At 67.1% G+C, this 22,004-nt stretch carries 21 protein-coding genes; 10 read left to right on the top strand and 11 right to left on the bottom strand.

Translation table 11 applies throughout. The features are described from left to right. Positions 1-33 precede the first annotated feature (33 nt). The 3 genes from D6860_RS03855 (at position 34) to D6860_RS03845 (ending at position 2,937) form a co-directional block, all read left to right on the top strand. Positions 34-687, top strand: coding sequence for a histidine phosphatase family protein (locus tag D6860_RS03855; RefSeq protein ID WP_076623913.1), 654 nt, complete (start codon positions 34-36; stop codon positions 685-687). Positions 688-751: 64 nt separating this feature from the next. Next, positions 752-1,816, top strand: coding sequence for a saccharopine dehydrogenase (locus tag D6860_RS03850; protein ID WP_076623915.1), 1,065 nt, complete (start codon positions 752-754; stop codon positions 1,814-1,816). Beyond that, positions 1,813-2,937, top strand: coding sequence for a saccharopine dehydrogenase C-terminal domain-containing protein (locus D6860_RS03845; protein ID WP_076623917.1), 1,125 nt, complete (start codon positions 1,813-1,815; stop codon positions 2,935-2,937). The genes D6860_RS03850 and D6860_RS03845 overlap by 4 nt, the downstream gene beginning before the upstream one ends. A 241-nt stretch (positions 2,938-3,178) precedes the next feature. Here the strand turns inward: D6860_RS03845 and D6860_RS03840 are convergent, their stop codons facing one another. The 5 genes from D6860_RS03840 to coxB form a co-directional block, all read right to left on the bottom strand. Then, positions 3,179-3,979 carry a cytochrome c oxidase subunit 3 gene (locus tag D6860_RS03840; protein ID WP_076623918.1) on the bottom strand — a complete coding sequence of 267 codons (801 nt, stop codon included), beginning with the start codon at positions 3,977-3,979 and terminating at the stop codon, positions 3,179-3,181. A gap of 35 nt (positions 3,980-4,014) precedes the next feature. Then, positions 4,015-4,602 carry a cytochrome c oxidase assembly protein gene (locus D6860_RS03835; RefSeq protein WP_076623920.1) on the bottom strand — a complete coding sequence of 196 codons (588 nt, stop codon included), beginning with the start codon at positions 4,600-4,602 and terminating at the stop codon, positions 4,015-4,017. Continuing rightward, positions 4,592-4,768 (bottom strand): hypothetical protein, encoded by a 177-nt coding sequence (locus tag D6860_RS25160; protein ID WP_017467325.1) that lies wholly within the window; start codon positions 4,766-4,768, stop codon positions 4,592-4,594. The genes D6860_RS03835 and D6860_RS25160 overlap by 11 nt, the downstream gene beginning before the upstream one ends. Next, positions 4,768-5,715: a heme o synthase gene (gene cyoE / locus D6860_RS03830; RefSeq protein WP_076623921.1), complete on the bottom strand. Its 948-nt coding sequence runs from the start codon at positions 5,713-5,715 to the stop codon at positions 4,768-4,770. The genes D6860_RS25160 and cyoE overlap by 1 nt, the downstream gene beginning before the upstream one ends. 77 nt (positions 5,716-5,792) lie before the next feature. Then, positions 5,793-6,671, bottom strand: a complete 879-nt coding sequence (gene coxB, locus D6860_RS03825; RefSeq protein WP_017467323.1) for a cytochrome c oxidase subunit II — start codon at positions 6,669-6,671, stop codon at positions 5,793-5,795. 187 nt (positions 6,672-6,858) lie between these two features. On the opposite strand from coxB, the gene tldD reads away from it, so the two are divergent. The 6 genes from tldD (at position 6,859) to D6860_RS03795 (ending at position 14,712) form a co-directional block, all read left to right on the top strand. Next, complete coding sequence (tldD, locus tag D6860_RS03820) at positions 6,859-8,280, top strand: metalloprotease TldD (RefSeq protein ID WP_076625389.1); 1,422 nt, start codon at positions 6,859-6,861, stop codon at positions 8,278-8,280. 146 nt (positions 8,281-8,426) lie between these two features. After that, positions 8,427-9,635, top strand: a complete 1,209-nt coding sequence (dprA, locus tag D6860_RS03815) for a DNA-processing protein DprA (protein WP_076623922.1) — start codon at positions 8,427-8,429, stop codon at positions 9,633-9,635. Positions 9,636-9,795: 160 nt separating this feature from the next. Next, entirely contained in the window at positions 9,796-12,567 is a 2,772-nt protein-coding gene (gene topA, locus D6860_RS03810) for a type I DNA topoisomerase (RefSeq protein WP_076623923.1), read from the top strand. Positions 12,568-12,708: 141 nt separating this feature from the next. Beyond that, entirely contained in the window at positions 12,709-13,269 is a 561-nt protein-coding gene (locus D6860_RS03805; protein WP_076623925.1) for a L,D-transpeptidase, read from the top strand. 112 nt (positions 13,270-13,381) lie between these two features. Further along, positions 13,382-14,086, top strand: a complete 705-nt coding sequence (locus tag D6860_RS03800) for a CoA transferase subunit A (protein WP_076623926.1) — start codon at positions 13,382-13,384, stop codon at positions 14,084-14,086. Beyond that, the gene (locus D6860_RS03795) at positions 14,086-14,712 is read left to right on the top strand and encodes a 3-oxoacid CoA-transferase subunit B (RefSeq protein WP_017469479.1); all 627 of its coding nucleotides are present in this window, start codon (positions 14,086-14,088) and stop codon (positions 14,710-14,712) included. The genes D6860_RS03800 and D6860_RS03795 overlap by 1 nt, the downstream gene beginning before the upstream one ends. A gap of 120 nt (positions 14,713-14,832) precedes the next feature. Here the strand turns inward: D6860_RS03795 and D6860_RS03790 are convergent, their stop codons facing one another. The 3 genes from D6860_RS03790 to D6860_RS03780 all read right to left on the bottom strand — a co-directional run bounded on the left by D6860_RS03790 (position 14,833) and on the right by D6860_RS03780 (position 18,033). Continuing rightward, positions 14,833-15,369, bottom strand: a complete 537-nt coding sequence (locus tag D6860_RS03790; protein ID WP_076623928.1) for a phasin — start codon at positions 15,367-15,369, stop codon at positions 14,833-14,835. 288 nt (positions 15,370-15,657) lie between these two features. After that, complete coding sequence (locus tag D6860_RS03785) at positions 15,658-16,107, bottom strand: phasin family protein (protein WP_076623930.1); 450 nt, start codon at positions 16,105-16,107, stop codon at positions 15,658-15,660. Positions 16,108-16,239: 132 nt separating this feature from the next. After that, complete coding sequence (locus D6860_RS03780; protein ID WP_076623932.1) at positions 16,240-18,033, bottom strand: PHA/PHB synthase family protein; 1,794 nt, start codon at positions 18,031-18,033, stop codon at positions 16,240-16,242. A 160-nt stretch (positions 18,034-18,193) separates the two neighbouring features. Between D6860_RS03780 and phaZ the strand changes: the two genes are divergently transcribed. Further along, positions 18,194-19,456 carry a polyhydroxyalkanoate depolymerase gene (gene phaZ, locus D6860_RS03775; RefSeq protein ID WP_076623933.1) on the top strand — a complete coding sequence of 421 codons (1,263 nt, stop codon included), beginning with the start codon at positions 18,194-18,196 and terminating at the stop codon, positions 19,454-19,456. Between the two features lie 259 nt (positions 19,457-19,715). Here phaZ and D6860_RS03770 read toward each other — a convergent pair whose 3' ends face one another. From D6860_RS03770 to D6860_RS03760, 3 genes are read right to left on the bottom strand one after another with little or no spacing between them, the layout of a single operon-like run. After that, positions 19,716-20,255, bottom strand: a complete 540-nt coding sequence (locus D6860_RS03770) for an adenine phosphoribosyltransferase (protein WP_076623935.1) — start codon at positions 20,253-20,255, stop codon at positions 19,716-19,718. A gap of 9 nt (positions 20,256-20,264) precedes the next feature. After that, positions 20,265-20,888 (bottom strand): LysE family translocator, encoded by a 624-nt coding sequence (locus D6860_RS03765; protein ID WP_076623937.1) that lies wholly within the window; start codon positions 20,886-20,888, stop codon positions 20,265-20,267. Continuing rightward, positions 20,885-21,760, bottom strand: coding sequence for an S-methyl-5'-thioadenosine phosphorylase (locus tag D6860_RS03760; RefSeq protein ID WP_076623939.1), 876 nt, complete (start codon positions 21,758-21,760; stop codon positions 20,885-20,887). The genes D6860_RS03765 and D6860_RS03760 overlap by 4 nt, the downstream gene beginning before the upstream one ends. Positions 21,761-22,004: the final 244 nt, after the last annotated feature.

The following is a 22,004-nucleotide window of genomic DNA, read 5'->3' as shown; positions in this document are numbered from 1 at the left end:
CCTCGTAAGAGGCTGGCGAAAGGAAGGTGCTTCATGTCCCATGTCACGCTTGTGCGCCACGGCCAGGCCAATTCCGCAGCGCGCGACGAGCTCTCCTATGACCGGCTGAGCGACCTTGGGCGACAGCAGGCGCGCTGGCTCGGTGGGCATCTGCGCGGCACCGGCGACCGCTTCGCCCGAGCCTATTGCGGCACGCTCACCCGGCACCGTCAGACCGCCGAGGAGATGGCGCTCGACCTCGAGGTGGTCGAGGACGCGCGGCTCAACGAGCTTGAATATTTCACCATGGCGCAGCTCTTCGCCGAGCAGCACGGCGTGCCGCTGCCCGGTGACCGCGAGGAGTTCATCCTCCACATGCCGCGTCTCTTCACCATGTGGCACGAGGGGGCGCTCGAGGGCGCGCCGGAGAGCTTCGCCGATTTCGAGGCCCGCGTCGGCGACGTGGTGCGCGAGATCTCGGAAGGCAGCGGGCGCGCCGTCGTGGTGACCTCGGGCGGCCTCATCGGCATGGCGATGCGGGTGACCATGGGGCTCGGGATGAGCGCCTTCGCCCACGCCTGCATCGCGATCGAGAACACCTCGATGCACCGCTTCCAGCCGCTCGCCACCGGGCTGGCGCTGACCCAGTTCAACGCGGTGCCGCATCTCGAGAGCGCCGACCGCGCCCACGCCCGGACGCATCTCTAGAGGCTTCGGCTTTCACCGCCCGGGCGGCTGCGCTAGCGTGGCGCCGAACAGACGGAGAGAGACGATGACACATCTCTGGGTGCGCGCCGAACAGCGCCCGAACGAGGACCGCGTCGGTATCACGCCCGAGGGCGTGGCGGCGCTGATCGCGCAGGGCATGCGCGTGACGGTCGAGGACAGCCGCACGCGCATTATCGGCATCGACGCCTACCGCGCGGCCGGCGCCGAGATCGCCGTCGAGGCCAGCTGGCCCGAGGCGCCGCGCGACGCGCTGATCTTCGGCCTCAAGGAATTGCCCGAGGACGGCACGCCGCTGGTGCACCGTCACATCATGTTCGGCCACGCCTACAAGGGGCAGGCTGCCGGGCAACGGCTGCTGAAGCGCTTCGCGGAGGGCGGCGGGGCGCTCTACGATCTGGAATACCTCGTCGACGACGACGGCCGCCGGGTTGCCGCCTTCGGCTACTGGGCCGGCTACGCGGGGGCTGCGGTGTCGCTCTTCGCCTGGGCCGCGCAGCAGGCGGGCGGCATCTGCGCGCCGGTCTCGACCTGGCCCAATTCCGCCGAGATGGAGGGCGACCTCGCCTCGGCGCTGGAAGGCGCGGCGGGCGCCGACAGACCGCGCGCCATGGTCATCGGGGCGCTGGGGCGCGTCGGCACCGGCGCGAGCGATCTTTGCGAGAAGATGGACGTGCGCGTGACACAGTGGGACATGGCCGAGACCGCACACGGCGGGCCTTTCCCGGAGGTGCTGGCGCACGAGCTCTTCCTCAACTGCATCCTCGCCCGCCCGGGCACGCCGGTCTTCGTGCCGGCTTCGGCCCCCACCGGCCCGCGCGCGCTGCGGGTGATCGGTGACATCGCCTGCGATCCCGACAGCGACTTCTCGCCCGTGAAGGTCTACGACCGGGCCACCAGCTGGGAGGCGCCGGTGCTGCGCGTTCACGAGACGCCGCCGCTCGACGTCATGGCGATCGACAACCTGCCCTCGCTGCTGCCGCTGGAGAGCAGCCGCGATTTCGCCGGGCAGCTGCTGCCGTGGCTGGCGCGGCTCGACGCGCTGGATGCGGGTGTCTGGGGCCGGGCACATCAAACCTTTCTCGACCACAAACCGGAGACGACGACATGATTCACTGGTGCGGAACGGGGCTTTCGGCGGTGCCGGGGCTGCGACGGCTCATCGAGGCCGGCCACGATGTGACGGTGTGGAACCGCACCGAGGAAAAGGCCCGCGACGCCGTCGGAGACCTCACGGACAACATCCGCGTCTTCGATCCGACGATGCTCAAGGAAGTCGTGGAGGCCGGCGACGTTGTGGTCTCCATGCTGCCGGCGACCTGGCACGTGCCGCTGGCCGAGATGGCGGTGGAGCAGGGCGCGCATTTCGTCTCGTCGAGCTACATCGCGCCGGAGATGCGCGACCTCGACAGCGCGGCGAAGGCCGCCGGGGTCTCGCTGGTCAACGAAGTCGGGCTGGACCCGGGCATCGACCACCTGATGGCGCATGACCTGATGCGGGCCTACCGCGAGTCCGATGCCTTCGATCCCGAGAACGTGCTGAGCTTCCACAGCTACTGCGGCGGCCTGCCGAAGCACGCCAACGCCTTCCGCTACAAGTTCTCCTGGGCGCCGGTCGGCGTGCTCAAGGCGCTGCGGTCGCCGTCGCGGTCGATCCGCCAGTTCTCGGAGCTGGAGGTGTCGCGGCCGTGGGACGCGCTGGGGCGCTACGATGCGCCGCTCGATCCGCCCGAGACCTTCGAGGTTTACCCCAACCGCGATTCCCTGCCGTTCATGGCGGAATACGGCTTCGAGCCCGGCTGGAAGGTGAAGGACTTCGTGCGCGGCACGCTGCGCCTGAACGGTTGGGCGGAGGCATGGAAGGATGTCTTCGCGACAGTCGAGACGGCGGACGACGCGGCGCTCGAAGAGCTTGCGGCGGAGCTTCTGGCCGAGAACGCCTACGAGGAGGGAGAGCCCGACCGGGTGGTTCTCTGCGTCTCGCTGGAGGCGGCGAAGGACGGTGTGCCGGTCTGGCACAAGACCTGGGTGATGGACGCCTGGGGCGACGCACGCGGCAACGCCATGGGGCGGCTGGTTTCGGTTCCGGTGTCGCTGGCGATCGAGGCGGTGCTAGCCCGCGAGATCCCGGCGGGTGTCTCGGCGGCGCCGTCGGATCCGAAGCTGGTGGGCCGCTTCCTCGACGAGGTGCAGGTCCTGGCGCAGCGGCTCATGCGGGTCGACCAGGTCTGAGAGCTTGGCCGGGGAGGGGTGCAAACCCACCCTGCGCCGGGTCGCGCCGTTTCGGTCGGAGGTCGCAAACAGGCGCGGTGTCAGTGAAGGGGGCGGGCTTTCGGGCCTGCCCCTTTTTGCGTGCGGTGACGGCATGACGGCGCGGCCCGCGGGGCAGGGCCCAAATGAAAAGAGCGGACCCCGGGGCCCGCTCTGTTGGTCGCGTAGGGTGGGCGATCCGCCCACCCGAATGGTGCCGGGCTCAACCGCCCCAGACGTAGACGGCGGCGAAGAGGAACAGCCAGACCACGTCGACGAAGTGCCAGTACCAGGCCGCGGCCTCGAAGCCGACGTGCTTGGTGGGCGTGAAATCGCCCTTCATCAGCCGCAGCAGGCAGACGAAGAGGAAGATCGTGCCGATGATCACGTGCGCGCCGTGGAAGCCGGTCGCCATGAAGAAGTTGGCGCCGTAGATGTTGCCCGAAAAGCCGAAGGCCGCGTGGCTGTACTCGTAGGCCTGGAAGATCGAGAAGATCACGCCGAGCACGATGGCGATGGTCAGGCCCCACTTCATGTCCTGGCGGTTGTTCTCATGAACGAGCGCGTGGTGTGCCCATGTCGCGGCACAGCCCGAGAGCAGCAGGATCATGGTGTTGATCAGCGGCAGGTGCCACGGGTCGAAGGTCTCGATCCCGGCGGGCGGCCAGACGCCGTCCTGTGCGGGCGAGTTCGGGCCCATCGGGTACATGGCGTGCTTGAAGAAGCTCCAGAACCACGCGAAGAAGAACATCGCCTCGGACATGATGAAGAGGATGAAGCCGTACTTCAGGCCGATCTGCACGACAGGCGTGTGGTCGCCGACGCGGCTCTCGGAGATCACGTCGGACCACCAGCCGAACATGACGTAGAGCACGCCGACGAAGCCGGCGAGGAAGATCCAGGGGCCGCTGTCGTGCATCCAGAGGACCAGTCCAAAGAGCATGACGAACGAGGCCACCGCGGCCATGAACGGCCAGATGGAGGGGTTCAGAATATGGTAGTCGTGGTTCTTAGCGTGCGCCATCTTGTTGTCCTTCGTGTCCCTCGTTGGTGCGGCGATCAGTTGACGGACGTTTCGTCGTCCGCGGTCTTGTCATCGAGCGCGGCCTGCACGTCCTCGGGCAGGTCGATCTCGTAGAAGGTATAGCTGAGCGTGATGTGCTTGGTGTATTTCGCGTCGCGGTCGTCGACGATCTCGGGGTCGACGAAGAAGCTCACCGGCATCTGCACCCGTTCGCCGGGCATCAGCACCTGCTCTGTGAAGCAGAAGCACTCCACCTTGTTGAAGAAACCTCCTGCCTCGTAGGGGTAGACGTTGTAGGAGGCTTGGCCGGCGATCGGCCGGTCGGTGGGGTTGTAGGCCTCGTAGAAGGCCAGCCCATCTTCGCCGATGCGCAGGGTCATCTCGGTCTGCGCGGGCTTGAATTCCCACGGGAAGTCGCGGTTCACCGAGCCGTCGAAGCGGACCTTGATGGTGCGGTCGAGGATCTCGCCCGCCGGGCCCTCGGCGACGTTGGTGGTGCCCGCGAAGCCGGTCACCCGGCAGAACCAGTTGTAGAACGGGACCGAGGCCCAGGCCATCGCGCCCATGAAGAGCACGACCCCGACGAGCATCAGGAGCGTCTTGTTCTGCTTCTCAATTGCCATTCTGCACCTGCGCGTCACGCTGCAGCGCGGCGGAGAAATTGCCGTTGGTGACCTTCACCACGGTCATGCCGAAGACGATGGCGATGAAGGCCGCCAGCAGCAGGCCCACGCCCACGTTCCGGCCCAGCCGCCGCTTGTGCAGCTCGTGTTGCTTGGAAATGCTCATCACCAGCCTCCCAGACCGAAGCGCGACAGGCCGGCCTCGACCAGGATCGCGCCGAAATGCGCGAAGAGGTAGAGCAGCGACAGCTTGAAGAAGCGCTTCTCGGTCTTGTAGTTGTCCGTTTCCGACGCCGCCTCGTCGCGGCGGAAGATGTCCCATGCGCCCTTGATGAAGAGCGCGTTCAGCACCAGCGCCACTGCAAGGTAGACCGGGCCGCCGACCGATGTGAAGGCGGTGCCCACGGCCAGCGCGGCCAGCAGCAGGGTGTAGACGAGAATGTGCACGCGGGTCGAACGGCGCCCGTGCGTGACGGTCAGCATCGGCACGCCCGCGTCGTCGTAGTCCGAGCGCATGAACAGCGCCAGCGCCCAGAAGTGCGGCGGTGTCCACATGAAGGTGAGCGAGAACATCAGGATGGCCTCGACGCTCACCGAGCCGGTCGCGGCGGCCCAGCCGATCATCGGGGGGAAGGCCCCGGCGGCGCCGCCGATCACGATGTTCTGCGGCGTCGAGCGCTTCAGCCACATTGTGTAGATGACCACGTAGAAAAAGATGGTGAAGGCGAGCAGGCCACCGGCAAGCCAGTTGGTCGCGAGGCCGAGGAACACGCAGGAAAAGGCCGAAAGCGCGAGCCCGAGCCCCAGCGCTTCGCCCGGCTCGACGCGGCCGGCGGGGATGGGCCGCTTCGCGGTGCGCTTCATCACGCCGTCGATGTCCGCGTCCCACCACATGTTGAGCGCCCCCGAGGCCCCGCCGCCGACGGCGATGAACAGGATGGCGCAAAAGCCGATGAACGGGTGTACCGGCACCGGCGCGGCCAGCAGGCCGACGAAGGCGGTGAACACGACCAGCGTCATCACCCGGGGCTTCAGCAGGGCGAAATAGTCGCCTAGCTGTGCCTCGCCGGGCTGGCTGCTGCCGAGGGTGCTGTTGGTGCTGAGATCGGTCATCGGGTCTTACGGTCTTTCAGGTCTTGGGCAGGGGAGAGCGCGCGCCCCGAGGTCGAGGGGCGCGCCTTGAGCCCGGATCAGGAGCTGGCCAGGTACTGGCGCACGTCGGTGTACCAGCCTTCTTCCTTGGACGCGGCAAGCCATGCGTCGTAGGCTTCCTGGCTGACGACCTTGACGGTGATCGGCATGTAGGCGTGGCTGATGCCGCAGAGTTCCGAGCACTGGCCGAAATACACGCCTTCGCGCTCCGCCTCAAACCACAGTTCCGCGATACGGCCCGGGACCGCGTCCTGCTTCACGCCGAAGGCGGGGATCGTCCACGAGTGGATCACGTCCGCGCCGGTGACCTGCATGACCACGGTGGCGCCCACGGGCACGACCACGGAGGTGTCGGTCGCGAGCAGCCATTCGTCGCGGGTGTAGCCGGCCTCGACCAGCTGCTCCTCGACCGCCGGGGTCAGGCGGTTGTCGCCGCCGGTGGCCGGGGCGCCGATCATGTAGCTGTCGTATGCGAGGTCTTCGCCGACGTATTCATACCCCCAGTACCACTGGTAGCCGGTGACCTTCACGATGACGTCGCCCTCGGGAATTTCCTGCTGCTTGAACAGGATCGGCAGCGAGAACGCACCGATCACCACGAGGATCAGGATCGGACCCACGGTCCAGGCGACCTCGACCGGAGTGTTGTGGGTGAAGGCGGACGGGTTGGGATTGCTGCGGCGGTTGTAGCGGATGAACGCGTAGATCAGCAGCCCGACGACGAGCACGCAGATCGCCGTGATGATGATGAGCAGCATCCCGTCGAGCCACTGCAGATCGCGCGCGAGCTCTGTCGCGGCGGGCTGGAAGCCGATTCCCCCCTGATGCGGCCGGCCCACCACTTCCAGGTCCTGGGCGATGGCGGGTGCGGCCAGTAGACTGGACATCAGTCCCGTCAGCATCGAAATCTTACGCATATGTCACCTGATCCGGTTGTCGTTCTTCTTCATTCGCAGGAGGATCAGCCCCGGGGCGGTGCACCCGGGAGGGTCCTCCTCCCTCTGTTCCGCTCTTTAAAAAGCACAGATCGTGTACCAAATAAAGCCGGTCGCTTGCGGCAAAAACGCGCTTTTTTTGATCTGGATCAAATAAGACGAGGAAATGATGCCCGACGCCCCTTTTCGCCCCTTTGAAACCGCGCTTGACATGGATCGCGCGCTGGCACAGCTGCGCGCTTCCCTCGACGGTGCCGAGGACGGCGAACTCTTTCTCGAACGGCGACGGGCGGAGGCGCTGGTGCTGGACGATGGCCGAATCAGGACGGCCAGCTACGACGCCTCCGAGGGATTCGGCCTGCGCGCCGTGAAAGGCGAGGTCACCGGTTACGCCCATGCCACCGAGCTTTCCGAAACGGCCATCCAGCGCGCGTCCGAGACCGCGCGGCTGGCGGTGGGCGATGGCGGGGGCGTGCTGGCCCCGCCGCCGGCGGGCACCAACCGCAAGCTCTACAGCGATGCCGACCCGATCGCTGGGCAGGCCTTCCCGGTAAAGATCGACACCCTGCGCGAGATCGACGCCTATGCCCGCGAGCTCGACCGCCGCGTGGTGCAGGTCACCGCCACCATTGCCGCGAGCTGCCAGGAGGTCGCCATCCTGCGCCCCGAGGGCACGCTGGTGACGGATATCCGCCCGATGACGCGCGTCACCGTCAGCGTGATCGTCGAGGAAAACGGCATCCGCGAGCAGGGCAGCGCTTCGGGTGGCGGCCGCTTCGCGCTCGACGGGCTGATCGCGCCCGCGGACTGGCAGGCCAAGGCGCGCGAGGCGCTCCGGATCGCGCTGGTCAACCTCTCGGCGGAGCCGGCCCCGGCGGGTGTCATGGACATCGTGCTGGGCCCCGGCTGGCCGGGCATCCTGCTGCACGAGGCGGTGGGCCACGGGCTCGAGGGCGACTTCAACCGCAAGGGCTCGTCGGCTTTCGCGGGGCTCATGGGGCGGCGCGTCGCGGCGCCCGGCGTGACCGTGCTCGACGACGGCACCATCCCCGACCGGCGCGGCTCGATTACCGTGGACGACGAGGGCACGCCTTCGGGCAAGAACGTGCTGATCGAGGACGGCATCCTCGTGGGCTACATGCAGGACCGGCAGAACGCGCGGCTGATGGGTGTCGAACCCACCGGCAACGGGCGGCGCGAGAGCTACGCCCATGCGCCGATGCCGCGCATGACCAACACCTACATGCTGGGCGGAGACGTGGCGCCGGGCGACATCGTGGCCGACCTCAAGGACGGGATCTGGGCGACAGGCTTCGGCGGCGGACAGGTCGACATCACCAACGGCAAGTTCGTCTTCTCCTGCACCGAGGCCTACCGCGTGAAGAACGGAAAGGTCGGCGCGCCGGTCAAGGGCGCCACGCTGATCGGTGACGGCGCCACGGCGCTGCAGCACATCCGGGCGATCGGCAACGACATGGCGCTCGATCCCGGCATGGGCAACTGCGGCAAGCAGGGCCAGTGGGTTCCGGTGGGCGTCGGCCAGCCGACGGTGATGATCGGCGGGCTGACCGTGGGCGGCGCCCAGACCTGATTTGAGCCGTAACGCGGCAAGGGCCGGTCTGGCTGCGCCTCTCAGGGCGGCCCGGTCGGCCTTTTTCGTTGGAGCCGCTGCTTGGTTTACCTGCAATTAAGAATGCGTGGTCTACGACTCTCCCTGCAAGCAGACGGGGCACAGGGATGACCGAGGACAGCAGCAGCTTATCTTCCACTCACCCCCCACTCCCACCCACCACGGAAGAGGATCGGTTCGCCTGGCTCCGTCTCTTGCGCTCGCGCCGTGTCGGCGTGATGACCTTCTGGCGACTCCTGGCAGAGCATGGCAGCGCGCAGGCGGCGCTTGACGCGCTGCCTGCCGTGGCCGCCGCCGCCGGGGTCGAGAATTACGCCATCTGCCCCGAGGGCGTGGCGCTCTCCGAGATGAAGGCTGCCAGGCTGCACGGCGCACATCTCGTGTTCCGGGGCGCGCCCGGCTATCCGCCGCTTTTGTCCGACATCTCAGACCCGCCACCGTTCCTCTGGGTCGCCGGGGCGCCCGCGACGCTCATGCGCCCGACGGTGGCGCTCGTGGGCGCGCGCAACGCCTCGTCGCTGGGCACACGGATGGCGCGTGCGCTCGCACGGGGACTGGGTGAGGAAGGCATCGTCGTGGCCTCGGGGCTGGCCCGTGGCGTCGATGCCGCCGCCCATGCCGCCGCGGTCGAGACCGGCACCGTCGCCGTGCTCGCCGGCGGCGCCGACGTGCTCTACCCGGCCGAGAACAGCCGCCTTGCCGAGCAGATCCGCGCCGAGGGCGGCGCCATCGTTTCGGAGCAGCCGTTCGGAATGCAACCGCAGGCGCGGCATTTCCCCGCTCGCAACCGCATTGTCTCGGGCATGGCGGCGGCCACCGTCGTGGTCGAGGCAGCGGCGAAGTCGGGCTCCCTCATCACCGCCCGCTGCGCGCTCGACGAGGGCCGCGAGGTGCTCGCGGTGCCGGGCCATCCGCTCGACGCGCGGGCAGGGGGCTGCAACATCCTCATCCGCGACGGCGCCCGGCTGGTGCGCAACGCCGCCGACGTGATCGAGGCCGTCGGGCCGCTGTTGTCGGGCCACGGAAAAGCGCCACGCGACGCGGTGCAGCCGGCCCTTCCATTCGAGCCGCCCCCTTCCGCAGAGACACCCGCCCAGCCGGTCATCCCGCCCGCACCGCCCGAGACCCGCAGCCTGCGCGACACGGCGGCACTTCACCGCGAGATCCTGTCGCGGCTCGGGCCCTCGCCGCTGGCCGAGGACCAGCTCATCCGCGACCTCGGCGCGCCGTCGGATCGCGTCTCTCCCGCGCTCACCGATCTCGAGATCGAGGGCCGCATCGAGCGGCGCCCGGGCGGGTTGCTGTCGCGGGTCTGAGCGCCCCGAAAGCCCCCCCGAACGCCCTGTGCCAAAGGGGGCGTGCCGCCTGCGACACGGAGGTCGGATTGACATTTCCCCCTTGCACCCCACATCTTGCGCCGCCATACGCGGCCCGCGCAAAAGTCCGTGGACGTCTCCCAGGAAAGGTGGTCACTTCATGCCTGTCGTCGTTGTCGAATCCCCGGCCAAAGCCAAGACAATCAACAAGTATCTGGGGTCCGACTACACCGTCCTGGCGTCCTACGGGCACGTCCGCGACCTGCCTCCCAAGGACGGATCGGTCGATCCCGACCATGATTTCGACATGAAATGGGAGATCGCGAACGACTCGCGCAAGCATGTCGCCGCCATCGCCGAGGCGCTGAAAACCGACAACGCCCTGATCCTCGCCACTGACCCCGATCGCGAGGGAGAGGCGATTTCGTGGCACCTGCGCGAGGCGCTGACAAAGCGCCGCTCGATCAAGAAGGACACCGACGTCAGCCGCGTGACCTTCAACGCGATCACCAAGACCGCGGTGACCGAGGCGATGCAGAACCCGCGCGAGATCGACGCGCCGCTGGTCGAGGCCTATCTTGCCCGTCGCGCGCTCGACTATCTTGTCGGCTTCAACCTCAGCCCGGTGCTCTGGCGCAAGCTGCCCGGCGCGCGCTCGGCCGGCCGCGTGCAGTCGGTCTGCCTGCGGCTCATCGTCGAGCGCGAGATGGAGATCGAGGCCTTCGATCCCCGCGAATACTGGCAGGTCAAGGCGCTGCTCAGCACCCCGCGCGGCCAGGAGTACGAGGCACGGCTCACCGTGCTGGGCGGCAAGAAGCTCGACCGGTTCGACCTCGAGAACGCGACGCAGGCCGAGCTCGCGGTGCAGGCCGTGGCCTCGCGCAAGCTCAAGATCGCCAGCGTCGAAGCCAAGCCCTCGACTCGCAATCCGTCGGCGCCCTTCATGACCTCGACCCTCCAGCAGGAGGCGAGCCGCAAGTTCGGCATGGGCGCGCGGGTCTGCATGAACGCGGCACAGCGGCTCTACGAGGCCGGGCACATCACCTACATGCGGACCGACGGCATCGACATGGCCCCCGAGGCGGTCGGCGCCTGCCGTGACGCCATCGCCGACCGCTACGGCAAGGAATACGTGCCGGGCAGCCCGCGCATCTACAAGAACAAGGCGAAGAACGCGCAGGAAGCGCACGAGTGCATCCGCCCAACCGACATGACGAAGGACGCGGCGAGCCTCAAGCTGCGCGAGGACGACCAGCGCAAGCTCTACGACCTGATCTGGAAGCGCACGCTGGCCTGCCAGATGGAGGCCGCGAGGCTCGAGCGGACCACGGTCGAGATCGCCTCGGAAGATCAGCAGGTCGGCCTGCGGGCGACCGGGCAGGTCATCACCTTCGACGGCTTCCTCAAGGTCTACGAAGAGGGCCGCGACGACGTCTCCGACGACGACGACAAGCGCCTGCCGCAGATCATGGAGGGCGAGCCCGCCGCCTTTGCCATGTCGACCCTGCAGGCGCAGTTCGACAAGGCGAGCGATAAGGGCGACGACGTGGTCGACAGCGGCAGCGCCGGCATGCAGGCCTCTTCGGCCGCAGTGCTGGCCGAAAACGGCGCCGTCCTCGCCACCCAGAGCCACACCCAGCCGCCGCCGCGCTACACCGAGGCGACGCTGGTCAAGAAGATGGAAGAGCTCGGCATCGGCCGGCCCTCGACCTACGCCAGCGTCATCGGCACGATCCAGGACCGCGAATACGTCCGCAAGGAGCAGAACCGCCTGATCCCCGAGGACAAGGGCCGGATCGTCACGATCTTCCTGCTGAACTTCTTCCGCAAGTATGTCGGCTACGAGTTTACCGCCGAGCTCGAGAACGAGCTCGACGAGGTCTCGGCCGGCGAGATGGACTACAAGGCGCTGCTGGGCAAGTTCTGGCGCGATTTCTCGGCGGCGATCGCCGAGACTTCCGAGCTGCGCATCGCCGAGGTGCTCGACGTGCTCGACGACGCGCTGGCGCCGCAGCTCTACCCGCCGCGCGAGGACGGGTCCGACCCGCGCATCTGTCCGAAGTGCGGGCAGGGGCGGCTGCACCTCAAGACCTCGCGCACCGGCGGGTTCGTCGGTTGCGGCAACTACCCCGAGTGCACCTACACCCGGCCCATCGCGGGCGAGGGTGCCGACGGCGAAGAGCGGCTGCTTGGCCATGACGACGGCGACGAGATCTGGCTGAAGGCGGGCCGCTTCGGCCCCTACGTCCAGCGCGGCGAGCCGACGCCCGAGAACAAGAAGCCGCCGCGCGCGTCGCTGCCCAAGGCGCGCGGGCAATACATGCCCGGTTGGTCGCCCGACGACATGACGCTCGAGAAGGCGCTGACGCTGCTGACCCTGCCGCGAGTGGTCGGGATGCATCCCGATGGTGGCGAGATCAAGTCGAACCTCGGGCGTTTCGGCCCCTACATCATGCACCAGGCCCCCGACGAGGAGAAACCGGTCTACGTCAACCTCAAGGAATTCCAGGAGGTTTTCGAGATCGGCATGAACCACGCGGTTGAACTGCTGGCCGAGAAGCGCGCGAATCCGGGCCGGGGGCGTGGCGCCGCGGCCAAGGCGCTCAAGCAGCTGGGTGACCATCCCGATGGTGGCAAGATCGCGGTCTACGAGGGGCGCTATGGTCCTTACGTGAAGTGGGAGAAGGTCAACGCGACCCTGCCCAAGGACAGCGAGCCCGAGGACGTGACGCTCGAGCAGGCGCTCGAGTTGATCGCCGAGAAGCAGGCGAAGAAGGGTGGCAAGAAGACCGCTGCCAAGAAGACGCCAGCGAAGAAGACGACGGCCAAGAAGGCGCCGGCGAAGAAGACCGCCGCGAAGAAGACCACCACGCGCAAGGCTGCGGCAAAGAAGCCGGCCGCGAAGACCACCAAGGCGTCCGACGACGAGTGACGCCCTGCGCGTGACGGTGGCGCGTGCGCCGCGGGCGGCGATTTTCCGCCCGGGCGGGCGTGCGCACCGATACGTGACTGGCCTTTGCGGGGGCCGGCGATAAGTAGCGCGACATCACCTTTGACAGCGAAAGGTCATGTCATGCCCGAGTCGCAGCTTACCCGTCGCGCCCTTCTCGGCGCGCTCGGTGCCACGCTCCTGATGCCGCTCGTGCCCGCCGTGGCGCGGGCCCAGACAATCCACCGAAACAACATCTCCAGTTTCCGCATGCAGGACTGGCGTGATCACTTCGATACGCTGGGCAAGGCGTGCATCGTCTGCGACACGACCTCGCGCGCGTTGCACTACTGGGATGCCACCGGGACCGATTACCGGGTCTACCCGACCTCGGTGCCGAAGACCGACGAGCTGACCAAGCGCGGATATACCGAGATCGTGCGCAAGAAGGTCGGGCCGTCGTGGACGCCGACGCCGTCGCAGCTCGAGCGTTTTCCCGACTGGGAACCGATCCCGCCGGGCCCGGACAACCCGCTTGGCACCCACGCGATGTACCTGGGCTGGCCCGCCTATATCATCCATGGCACGCACGACACCCGCAAGATCGGGCGTCGCAGTTCCGACGGGTGCATCGGTCTCTACAACGAGAAGATCGCCGAGCTCTTCCAGATCTGCCCCATCGGCACGCAGGTCCGCGTGATCTGAGCCGCGCGCGGAGCAGCCTTGGTCCGGCATCGGGCTGAGGTGCCGCTCGCGTTGACTCTGCTGCTGCGGCGCGGCACAACCTCTGGCAATAGCTTCAGGAGGGGAGAATTCCATGAAGAAAGTCTACGGCTCCGCCGCCGAGGCGCTTGACGGGCTGCTGCGTGATGAGATGCTCATCGCCGCCGGCGGCTTCGGCCTGTGCGGCATTCCAGAGCTTCTGATCGACGCCATCGTCGACAGCGGCGTGAAGGACCTGACCATCGCCTCGAACAACTGCGGCGTCGACGGGTTCGGGCTCGGCAAGCTGCTCGACACCAAGCAGATCAAGAAGATGATGTCGTCCTACGTCGGCGAGAACGCCGAGTTCATGCGGCAGTACCTGTCGGGCGAGCTCGAGCTCGAGTTCAACCCGCAGGGCACGCTGGCCGAGCGCATGCGCGCCGGCGGCAGCGGCATCCCGGGCTTCTACACCAAGACCGGCTACGGCACGCAGATCGGCGAAGGCAAGGAAGTGAAGGTCTTCAACGGCGAGCACTACATCCTCGAGGAAGGCATCTTCGCGGACCTCTCGATCGTGAAGGCGTGGAAGGCCGACACCAGCGGCAACTGCGTGTTCCGCAAGACCGCGCGCAACTTCAACCCGCCGGCCGCCATGTGCGGCAAGATCTGCGTGATGGAAGTGGAAGAGATCGTCGAACCGGGCGAGCTCGACCCCGATCACATCCACCTGCCGGGGATCTATGTGCATCGCATCATTCAGGGCGAGCACGAGAAGCGGATCGAGAAAGTCACGACGCGCAAGCGGGAGGAAGCCTGATGCCCTGGGATCGCAATCAGATGGCCGCGCGCGCGGCGGAGGAACTCGAAGACGGCATGTACGTGAACCTCGGGATCGGCATCCCGACGCTTGTCGCCAACTACGTCGGCGACAAGGAGATCACGCTGCAGTCCGAGAACGGCATGCTTGGCATGGGCCCGTTCCCCTACGAGGGCGAAGAGGACCCAGACCTGATCAACGCCGGCAAGCAGACCATCACAGAGCTGCCCAAGACGGCCTATTTCGACAGCGCCATGTCCTTCGGCATGATCCGGGGCGGCAAGATCGCCGCTGCGATCCTCGGCGCCATGGAAGTGGCCGAGAACGGTGACCTTGCCAACTGGATGATCCCCGGCAAGCTCGTGAAGGGCATGGGCGGTGCGATGGACCTCGTGGCCGGCGTGAAGAAGGTCGTCGTGGTGATGGATCACCAGAACAAGCACGGCGAGAGCAAGCTGCTGAAGGAATGCACGCTGCCGCTCACCGGGACGGGGGTGGTCGACCGGATCATCACCAACCTCGGTGTGCTCGACGTTGTCGAGGGCGGTCTGAAGATCGTCGAGACGGCGCCCGACGTGACCGAGGACGACATCCGCGCCGCCACCGAGGCGACCATCGTCAACTGATCGCGGCCCGGCGGGGTGGGCGGGACGCCCACCCTGACGCGCAGCACGGGGCGCAAGCTCTGGAAACGAAAAACGCGGCCCCGTCGGGGCCGCGTTTTTTTGTCAGACGGTTCGTCGCGCTCAGTTGGCGTCGGTCTTCGGCGCCTCGGCGGCGCTGGCGGCGGCCTCGGTCGTCTTCTTGGCAGCAGCCGTGGTCTTGCGCGTGGTGCTGCGCGCGGCCGACGCGCTCTTGTTGGTCGCGGTTTCCGTTGCCTTGGCCGCGGTGGTGGCGTTGGCGGTGGCGTCGTCCGCGACCTCCTTGCCAGCCGACATCATCAGCTCGAGCGTCTCGGCCTGCATGCTGCGCGCGACGTCGGTCAGCGCGGTCATGTGGTCGCTGACGCTGGTCATCTGGGCGCTGGCGAAATCGGCCATGGCCTGCGCGTAGTCGGTCGGCGCGGGCTTCGCCTTGGCCAGCTCACCCATGCGGCCGAGCGTTTCCATCGTCCAGCCCATCGAGATGTCGGTGGTCTTGCCGGCGGCGTCGAGCGCGATCGAGGTCGCCTTTTCGCTGTAGCCCGCGGAGGTCTTCCACGCGTCCTCGAACGCGGCGGTGTCCATCGGGAAGGCGCCCATCATTTCCTTGAGGGTCGCGGTGAAATCCTGGGAATTTGCCATCGTCTATCTCCTCCTTCGGGGATTCGCGGCGGTTGAACGCCAGTGGCGTCGGTCGAATATGTCATTTCTGCAGTGCAGCGATTCAACCCCTGCGTGCGCCGTTTCAGAAAACTTTCACGCACCTCCCGCCGGGCTGCACAAATGCCGGGCCGGGACCCGACGATCGCCGGAAGATGAAAAGGGGCGGGCTCGAGAATGCGAGACCGCCCCATCCAATTGCGCCGGGTTGGGAGGAGAGGGGCGCAATTCCGATCGCAGCGCCCTGAAAGGACGGGCGCCGTTACCGACTTACTTCGCGGTGGCCTTCTTGGCCGCCGAGGTCATGTCGTCGGTGGCCTTCTTCATGGCCGCGGTCGCGTCCTCGCTGAAGTCCTTGCCAGCCGCCATCATCAGTTCGACGGTGTCCATCTGGACCTTCTTCGCGATCTCGGCGTAGGCGGCCATGTTCTCGGCGGCGACTTCGGCCTGCGCGGAGGCGAAATCGGTCATTGCCTTGGCGTAGTCTGCCGGCTCTTTCTTGACCTTCGACATGTCGTTGAGCTTGGCGAGCGTGTCCTTGGTCCACTTCGCGGAAATCTCGGTCGACTTCTCGGCGGCCTCGAGCGCCACGGCCGAGAGCTTCTCGTTCAGGGTCGCGGTGGTCTTGAACGCTTCGTCCATCGCCTTGGTGTCGACGGGGAACGCACCCATCATGTCTTTCATGACGGTGGTGAAGTCTTGGGTCTTCGCGGTTGCCATTGCAAAAGTTCCTGTCTGTCTGCCCCGGGGGCCCACCCCCCGCATTCATCGGCTGACTTCAATATGAATGCTGCAGTGCAGCATTTCAAGGAAAATTTCTGCAACGCAGCACTAATGTGCAACTCGCTGAATTTATTGATTGGCCTTTACGCTGACGTAAGTTCCGGGCGCCGGGCAAAGCGGCGGATGCTCCGAATCGCCGGGCGTGCGAGCCGGAACCAGCTTGCCTGACCGCTTCTTGAGCCATGCCTCCCAGGCCGGCCACCACGAGCCCTCGTGGAAGTCTGCCTGCGCCTGCCAGTCGTCCGCCGAGAGCTTCAGGTCGGGGTTCAGGTAGTGACCGTATTTCTTCTTGCTGGGCGGGTTCACGATGCCGGCGATATGGCCGGACTGCGACAGCACGAAGGTCTTCGAGCGCGCACCCATCTTCTGCACGCCGCGGTAGCAGTCCTTCCAGGCGGCGATGTGATCGGTCTCGGCAGTGATCGAGATCAGCGGCACATCGACATCGGCGAGGTCGAGCGTCTCGCCCATCAGCTCGAAGCGGCCCTCGGAGAACTCGTTGCGCTGGCAGAGCCCGCGCAGATACTGCATCGCCATGCGGCCGGGCAGGTTGGCCCCGTCGCCGTTCCAGTAGAGCAGGTCGAAGGCCGGGGGCGTCTCGCCCATCATGTAGGAGCGGATCGCCGGCGTGTAGATGAGATCGGTGGAGCGCAGGAACGAGAAGGTGCGCGACATGATGAAGCTCTTGAGGATGCCGCTGCGGGCCACCTCCTGCTCGATCCCGTCGATGAAGTCGTTCTGCAGGAAGGGCGTGAACTCGCCCTGATCGCTGAAGTCGGTGAGCGTCGTGAAGAAGGTCGCGGACTTGATCTGCTTGTCGCCGCGCTTCTTCAGCAGCGAGAGCGTAAGCGCCAGCGTGGTGCCGGCGATGCAGTAGCCCACCGCGTTGATCTTCTCGACGCCGCAAATTTCGCGCACGAGGCGCATGGCTGTGAGGTAGCCGTCCTCGATGTAGTCCTCGAGCCCGACGTCGCGGTAGCTCTCGTCGGGGTTCACCCAGCTGACCACGAAGAGCGTGTAGCCCTGGTCGACGATCCAGCGGATGAGGCTGTTCTGCTGCTTCAGGTCGAGGATGTAGAACTTGTTGATCCACGGCGGAAACAGCACGATCGGCGTCTCGTGCACCTTCTCGGTGGTCGGCGAATACTGGATGAGCTCCATCATCCGGTTGCGCCAGACGACCTCGCCCTTGGCGGTTGCGATGTTCTCACCGATGGTGAAGGCCTCTTCGTCGGCCAGCCGCACGACGAGCTCGCCGTTGTTGGCTTCGAGATCCGCAACGAGGTTCTCGAGCCCCTTCACGAGGCTCGCGCCCTCGGTCTCGACCGCCTTCTGCAGCGCGTCGGGATTGGTGGCGAAGAAATTCGTCGGCGCCATCATGTCGGTGATCTGCTGCGCGAAGTAGCGAAGGCGGCGCTTTTCGGTGGGGTCGAGCTCCTCGATCTCGTCGACGGCGTTGCGGATCGCCTCGGCGTTGATGAGATACTGCTGCTTGATGAAGTTGAAGTAGGGGTGGCTGTCCCACAGCGGGTTCTTGAAGCGCCGATCCTTGGGGCCGGTGTCCTCGGGCGGGGCGAGCTTGCCCTCGGCCAGCGCCTGCTGCGCTTCCATGAAGTGCGACAGCGACTTGCCCCAGTAGCCGACCTGCTGCTCGAAGACCTTGGTGGGGTTCTTCATCCACTCTTGCCAGTAGGCCTGCATCGCCTCGGCGTAGAGGCCGGGCTCGGGGCCGTGCAGCGAATGGTTGATTGGCTTGCGCCGTGCAAGGGCGTCGAGCAGGCGCTGCGACAATTGCTCGATCTTGGCCATATTGGCCTCAAGTGCCTCGCGGTCCGGGCTGATGACGCCAGCATTTGTTGTCATGAGCACGAATCCCCCCTATCTTCCTCCTGACCGACATTAACGAGGCGCTTGCCTTGCGGTAAAGCGGCGAATTGGTTTGACAAAGGTAAGGTCCCGGTCGCAGTGGAAGGGGGCGCCGGGTCAGACTGCCCGAGCCGGCCACGACACAGGAGACTCGCTCATGCGCTACATGGCGACCTACGACCTGATGGAAACCCTTCGCAACACCAACCAGTGGCTGGGTGCGACGGCAAAGGCGATGGGGTCCTATCCGGCCCTCGCCGCGATCCCCAACCCGATGATCACCTGGATGACCGCCTGGGGCGAAGTCACCGAGCGCAGCTTCGAGCGCATGGTCGTCAAGCCGAGCTGGGGCATCCGCACCATCACCTGCAACGACGGCAAGGACCACCTCGTCCAGATCGACACGGTGGTCGAGAAGTCCTTCGGCAACCTCATCCACTTCAACGTGGTCGGACGCGAGGAGAAGCCGCGCAAGATCCTGCTGGTGGCGCCGATGTCGGGCCACTACGCGACGCTGCTGCGCTCGACGGTGATCTCGCTCATCCCCGATGCCGAGGTCTACGTCACCGACTGGAAGAACGCGCGCGACATCCCGGTCAGCTGCGGCAAGTTCGATATCGAGGACTACACGCTCTACCTCATGGACTTCATGCGCGAGATGGGGCCCGAGACCAACGTCATCGCGGTCTGCCAGCCGGCGCCGCTGACGCTGGCGGCGACCGCCTATCTCGCCGAGCTCGAGCCCGAGGCGCAGCCGCGCACGCTGACGCTGATCGGAGGGCCGATCGACCCCGACGCGACGCCTACGGACGTGACCGACTTCGGCAACCGCGTGACCATGGGCCAGTTGGAAGAGGCGATGATCCAGCGCGTGGGCTTCAAGTATCCCGGCGTCGGCCGGCTGGTCTACCCGGGACTTCTGCAGCTCACGTCCTTCATGTCGATGAACGCCGAGCGGCACTCGAAGGCCTTCAACGAGCAGATCCTGCGGGTGACGCGTGGTGAGGCCAAGGACCACGACGCCCATAACCGCTTCTACGACGAGTATCTCGCGGTGATGGACATGCCGGCGGAGTTCTACCTTTCCACGGTGGAGCGGATCTTCAAGAACGGCGAGATCGCGGCGAACGACTTCGTGGTCGACGGCCACAAGGTCGACATCGGCAAGATCACCGACGTGGCCGTGAAGACCGTCGAAGGTGCGAACGACGACATCTCGGCCCCGGGCCAGTGCGTTGCGGCGCTGGATCTCTGCACCGGGCTGCCGGCGTCGAAGAAGGCGAGCCACCTCGAGCCGGGCGCGGGCCACTACGGCATCTTCGCGGGCCGGAGCTGGCGCAACAACATCCGCCCGCTGGTGCTGGAGTTCATCGACGCCAACGCCAGCACGCCGCGCAAGGCGGCGACCGAGGCGGCCTGAGGCACGGCGTGACGCGGGGCTGTGCTGGCCCTGCGTTTCGGGCGCGTGGCGCCGGCAGGGCCGGCGAGGGGCCAGCCCCTCGCGCTCCCCGAGGGTATTTTCAAAGAGAAGAAGGGCCGGGCGTGAGGGCGTTCCGGCCCTTGTGTCGTGAGCGGGCGCGTGGTGCGGGCGTGCCTGCGGGCGAGGGCCCGTGCGGTGGTCCGGGCTGGGAGCGGGGCCGGTGCCTCGGGCCCTTGGGGGCGGGCGGCGGTTTCTGTCGTCAGTGCCCGTCGTAGGCACAGAGCGCGTGCACGTCCATGCCCATGTCCTCAAGCCGCTTGCGGCCGCCGAGCTCGGGCAGGTCGACGATGAAGGCGCAGCCGATGATCTCGCCGCCCAGCCGTTCCACCAGCTTGATGCCCGCCTCTGCCGTGCCGCCGGTGGCCAGCAGGTCGTCAACCAGCAGGATGCGCTCGCCGGGGGAGATGGCGTCGTCGTGGATCTCGACCACCGCCTCGCCGTATTCCAGCGTGTAGCTCTCGGCGATGGTGGCGGCGGGCAGCTTGCCCTTCTTGCGGATCGGCACGAAGCCCGCCGAGAGCTGGTGCGCGACCGCGCCGCCGAGGATGAAACCGCGCGCCTCGAGCCCCACGACCTTGTCGAAGCGCAGGCCCGCGTAGGGGTGCAGCAACTGGTCGATGGCCATGCGGAAGCCGCGCGGGTCGGCGAAGAGCGTGGTCACGTCGCGGAAGACGATGCCTTCGTGCGGGAAGTCGACGATGGCACGGATGTAGTCCCGGACCTGTTTCTGCTGGATCATGTCTGTCTCTCAGGCGGTGCGTCTCAGGGTGGCGGTGAAGAACCCCATCGCGATCAGCGCGAGGCCGCCCAGCCGGGTGAGCCAGGCGATGACCGCGGGCCGGGCGATGGCGCGGCGCAGGCGGTCGGCGGCGAGGGCATAGGCCAGCGCGTTGAGCGCCGCAAGGGTGACGAAGGTGCCGACAAGCAGCGCGAACTGCGGCAGCAGTGGCCGGTCGGGGGCGACGAACTGCGGCACGAAGGCGATGAAGAAGGCGATGCTCTTGGGGTTGAGCGCGGTCACCGTGGCAGCATGGGCGAAGACCCCGCGCGGCGAGGTGTCGGCTTTCGGCAGGGAGAGGCCATCGCTCGGGGCGCTGCGCAGGAGCCGGATGCCGAGCCAGACGAGGTAGGCAGCACCGATCCACTTGAGCGCGGTAAAGAGCGCGGCCGAGGTCATGACCAGCGCGCCGAGCCCGGCGAGCGACAGGGTCATCGCGGTGAAATCCCCCAGCGCGACGCCGCCCGCCGTGGCAAGCGCCACAGGGCGTCCGCGCGACAGCGCGTAGGACAGGATCAGCAGCACCGTCGGGCCGGGGATCAGCAGCAGCGCGGTCGAGGCCGCGACGAAGGCGAGCCAGAGATCGAGGCTCATGCCAGCACCCGTCCGGCGACGGCGTCGAGCTTCGCGAGCAGCGCCGGGTCGCGCTGCCCCGGCGCGGTGAGGATGGCATGGTCGAGGGCGCGATCGCATCCGTGCGGGCAGGGGGCGCGGTCGGCGCCCAGTCGCGCGGGCAGGCGACCGACCAGCGCGCGGGCCTTCTCGGCGTTGCCGGTGAGGGTGCGCACGATGTCGGTGATCTCGACCGCGCCGTGCTCGGGGTGCCAGCTGTCGTAGTCGGTCACCATCGCGATCGAGGCGTAGCAGAGCTCGGCCTCGCGGGCGAGCTTGGCCTCTGGCATGTTGGTCATGCCGATCACGTCGGCCCCCCAGACATCGCGATACATCCGCGATTCCGCGAGCGTCGAGAACTGCGGCCCTTCCATGGCGAGATAGGTTCCGCCTTCGTGCAGGGTGAGGCCGGCGTCGCGTGCGGCGGCGCTGCAGGCGGCGCCGAGCCGGGGGCAGGTGGGGTGAGCGACCGAGACATGCGCGACGCAGCCGGTGCCGAAGAAGCTCTTGTCGCGGGCGAAGGTGCGGTCGATGAACTGGTCGACGAGGACGAAATCGCCCGGCGCCATCTCTTCGCGGAACGAGCCGCAGGCTGAGACCGAGAGAACATCCGTCACGCCGAGCCGCTTCAGCGCGTCGATGTTGGCGCGGTAGGGCACCGAGGAGGGCGCGTGCACGTGGCCGCGTCCGTGGCGCGGCAGGAAGGCCATCGGCACGCCGTCGAGCCGGCCGGTCAGGATCTCGTCCGATGGCGTACCCCAGGGGCTGTCGACCGCCGTCCAGCACCTGTCCTCGAGAGCGTCGAGGTCGTAGACGCCCGATCCGCCGATCACCCCGATCATCGTGCCTGCCATCGTGCGCTGCTCCTGTCCCGTCATAGCCGCCGTTGTCGCCGTTGTCGGCGTCACGGGCGAGCTTGCACCGCCCGCGTGCGGATGAAAAGACGTCGTCCCGACGCCGGCACCGGTGCTGCCGCCGCACCGGCGGGCGGTCCGCGCTTCGCGATCACCGACACCGGCGCGAATCGGCGTCTGGTCACGCGTGCATCGCGTCTGCCCAAGCGGCAGGCCCTTCGGGCTGCAACATCATGCCGTTGCC

The organism is Salipiger sp. D13 (genome assembly GCF_003703915.1).
Taxonomy (GTDB): Bacteria; Pseudomonadota; Alphaproteobacteria; order Rhodobacterales; family Rhodobacteraceae; genus Salipiger; species Salipiger profundus.
Note: the sequence above shows the minus strand (reverse complement) of the source record. Positions and strands in the feature narration are given on the sequence as shown.

Excerpts from the sequence above, each read along its gene's own strand:
- D6860_RS03855 (WP_076623913.1), top strand. The coding sequence starts at position 34 with ATGTCCCATGTCACGCTTGTGCGCCACGGCCAGGCCAATTCCGCAGCG.
- D6860_RS03850 (WP_076623915.1), top strand. The coding sequence starts at position 752 with ATGACACATCTCTGGGTGCGCGCCGAACAGCGCCCGAACGAGGACCGC.
- D6860_RS03845 (WP_076623917.1), top strand. The coding sequence starts at position 1,813 with ATGATTCACTGGTGCGGAACGGGGCTTTCGGCGGTGCCGGGGCTGCGA.
- D6860_RS03840 (WP_076623918.1), bottom strand. The coding sequence starts at position 3,979 with ATGGCGCACGCTAAGAACCACGACTACCATATTCTGAACCCCTCCATC.
- D6860_RS03835 (WP_076623920.1), bottom strand. The coding sequence starts at position 4,602 with ATGGCAATTGAGAAGCAGAACAAGACGCTCCTGATGCTCGTCGGGGTC.
- D6860_RS25160 (WP_017467325.1), bottom strand. The coding sequence starts at position 4,768 with ATGAGCATTTCCAAGCAACACGAGCTGCACAAGCGGCGGCTGGGCCGG.
- cyoE (WP_076623921.1), bottom strand. The coding sequence starts at position 5,715 with ATGACCGATCTCAGCACCAACAGCACCCTCGGCAGCAGCCAGCCCGGC.
- coxB (WP_017467323.1), bottom strand. The coding sequence starts at position 6,671 with ATGCGTAAGATTTCGATGCTGACGGGACTGATGTCCAGTCTACTGGCC.
- tldD (WP_076625389.1), top strand. The coding sequence starts at position 6,859 with ATGCCCGACGCCCCTTTTCGCCCCTTTGAAACCGCGCTTGACATGGAT.
- dprA (WP_076623922.1), top strand. The coding sequence starts at position 8,427 with ATGACCGAGGACAGCAGCAGCTTATCTTCCACTCACCCCCCACTCCCA.
- topA (WP_076623923.1), top strand. The coding sequence starts at position 9,796 with ATGCCTGTCGTCGTTGTCGAATCCCCGGCCAAAGCCAAGACAATCAAC.
- D6860_RS03805 (WP_076623925.1), top strand. The coding sequence starts at position 12,709 with ATGCCCGAGTCGCAGCTTACCCGTCGCGCCCTTCTCGGCGCGCTCGGT.
- D6860_RS03800 (WP_076623926.1), top strand. The coding sequence starts at position 13,382 with ATGAAGAAAGTCTACGGCTCCGCCGCCGAGGCGCTTGACGGGCTGCTG.
- D6860_RS03795 (WP_017469479.1), top strand. The coding sequence starts at position 14,086 with ATGCCCTGGGATCGCAATCAGATGGCCGCGCGCGCGGCGGAGGAACTC.
- D6860_RS03790 (WP_076623928.1), bottom strand. The coding sequence starts at position 15,369 with ATGGCAAATTCCCAGGATTTCACCGCGACCCTCAAGGAAATGATGGGC.
- D6860_RS03785 (WP_076623930.1), bottom strand. The coding sequence starts at position 16,107 with ATGGCAACCGCGAAGACCCAAGACTTCACCACCGTCATGAAAGACATG.
- D6860_RS03780 (WP_076623932.1), bottom strand. The coding sequence starts at position 18,033 with ATGACAACAAATGCTGGCGTCATCAGCCCGGACCGCGAGGCACTTGAG.
- phaZ (WP_076623933.1), top strand. The coding sequence starts at position 18,194 with ATGCGCTACATGGCGACCTACGACCTGATGGAAACCCTTCGCAACACC.
- D6860_RS03770 (WP_076623935.1), bottom strand. The coding sequence starts at position 20,255 with ATGATCCAGCAGAAACAGGTCCGGGACTACATCCGTGCCATCGTCGAC.
- D6860_RS03765 (WP_076623937.1), bottom strand. The coding sequence starts at position 20,888 with ATGAGCCTCGATCTCTGGCTCGCCTTCGTCGCGGCCTCGACCGCGCTG.
- D6860_RS03760 (WP_076623939.1), bottom strand. The coding sequence starts at position 21,760 with ATGGCAGGCACGATGATCGGGGTGATCGGCGGATCGGGCGTCTACGAC.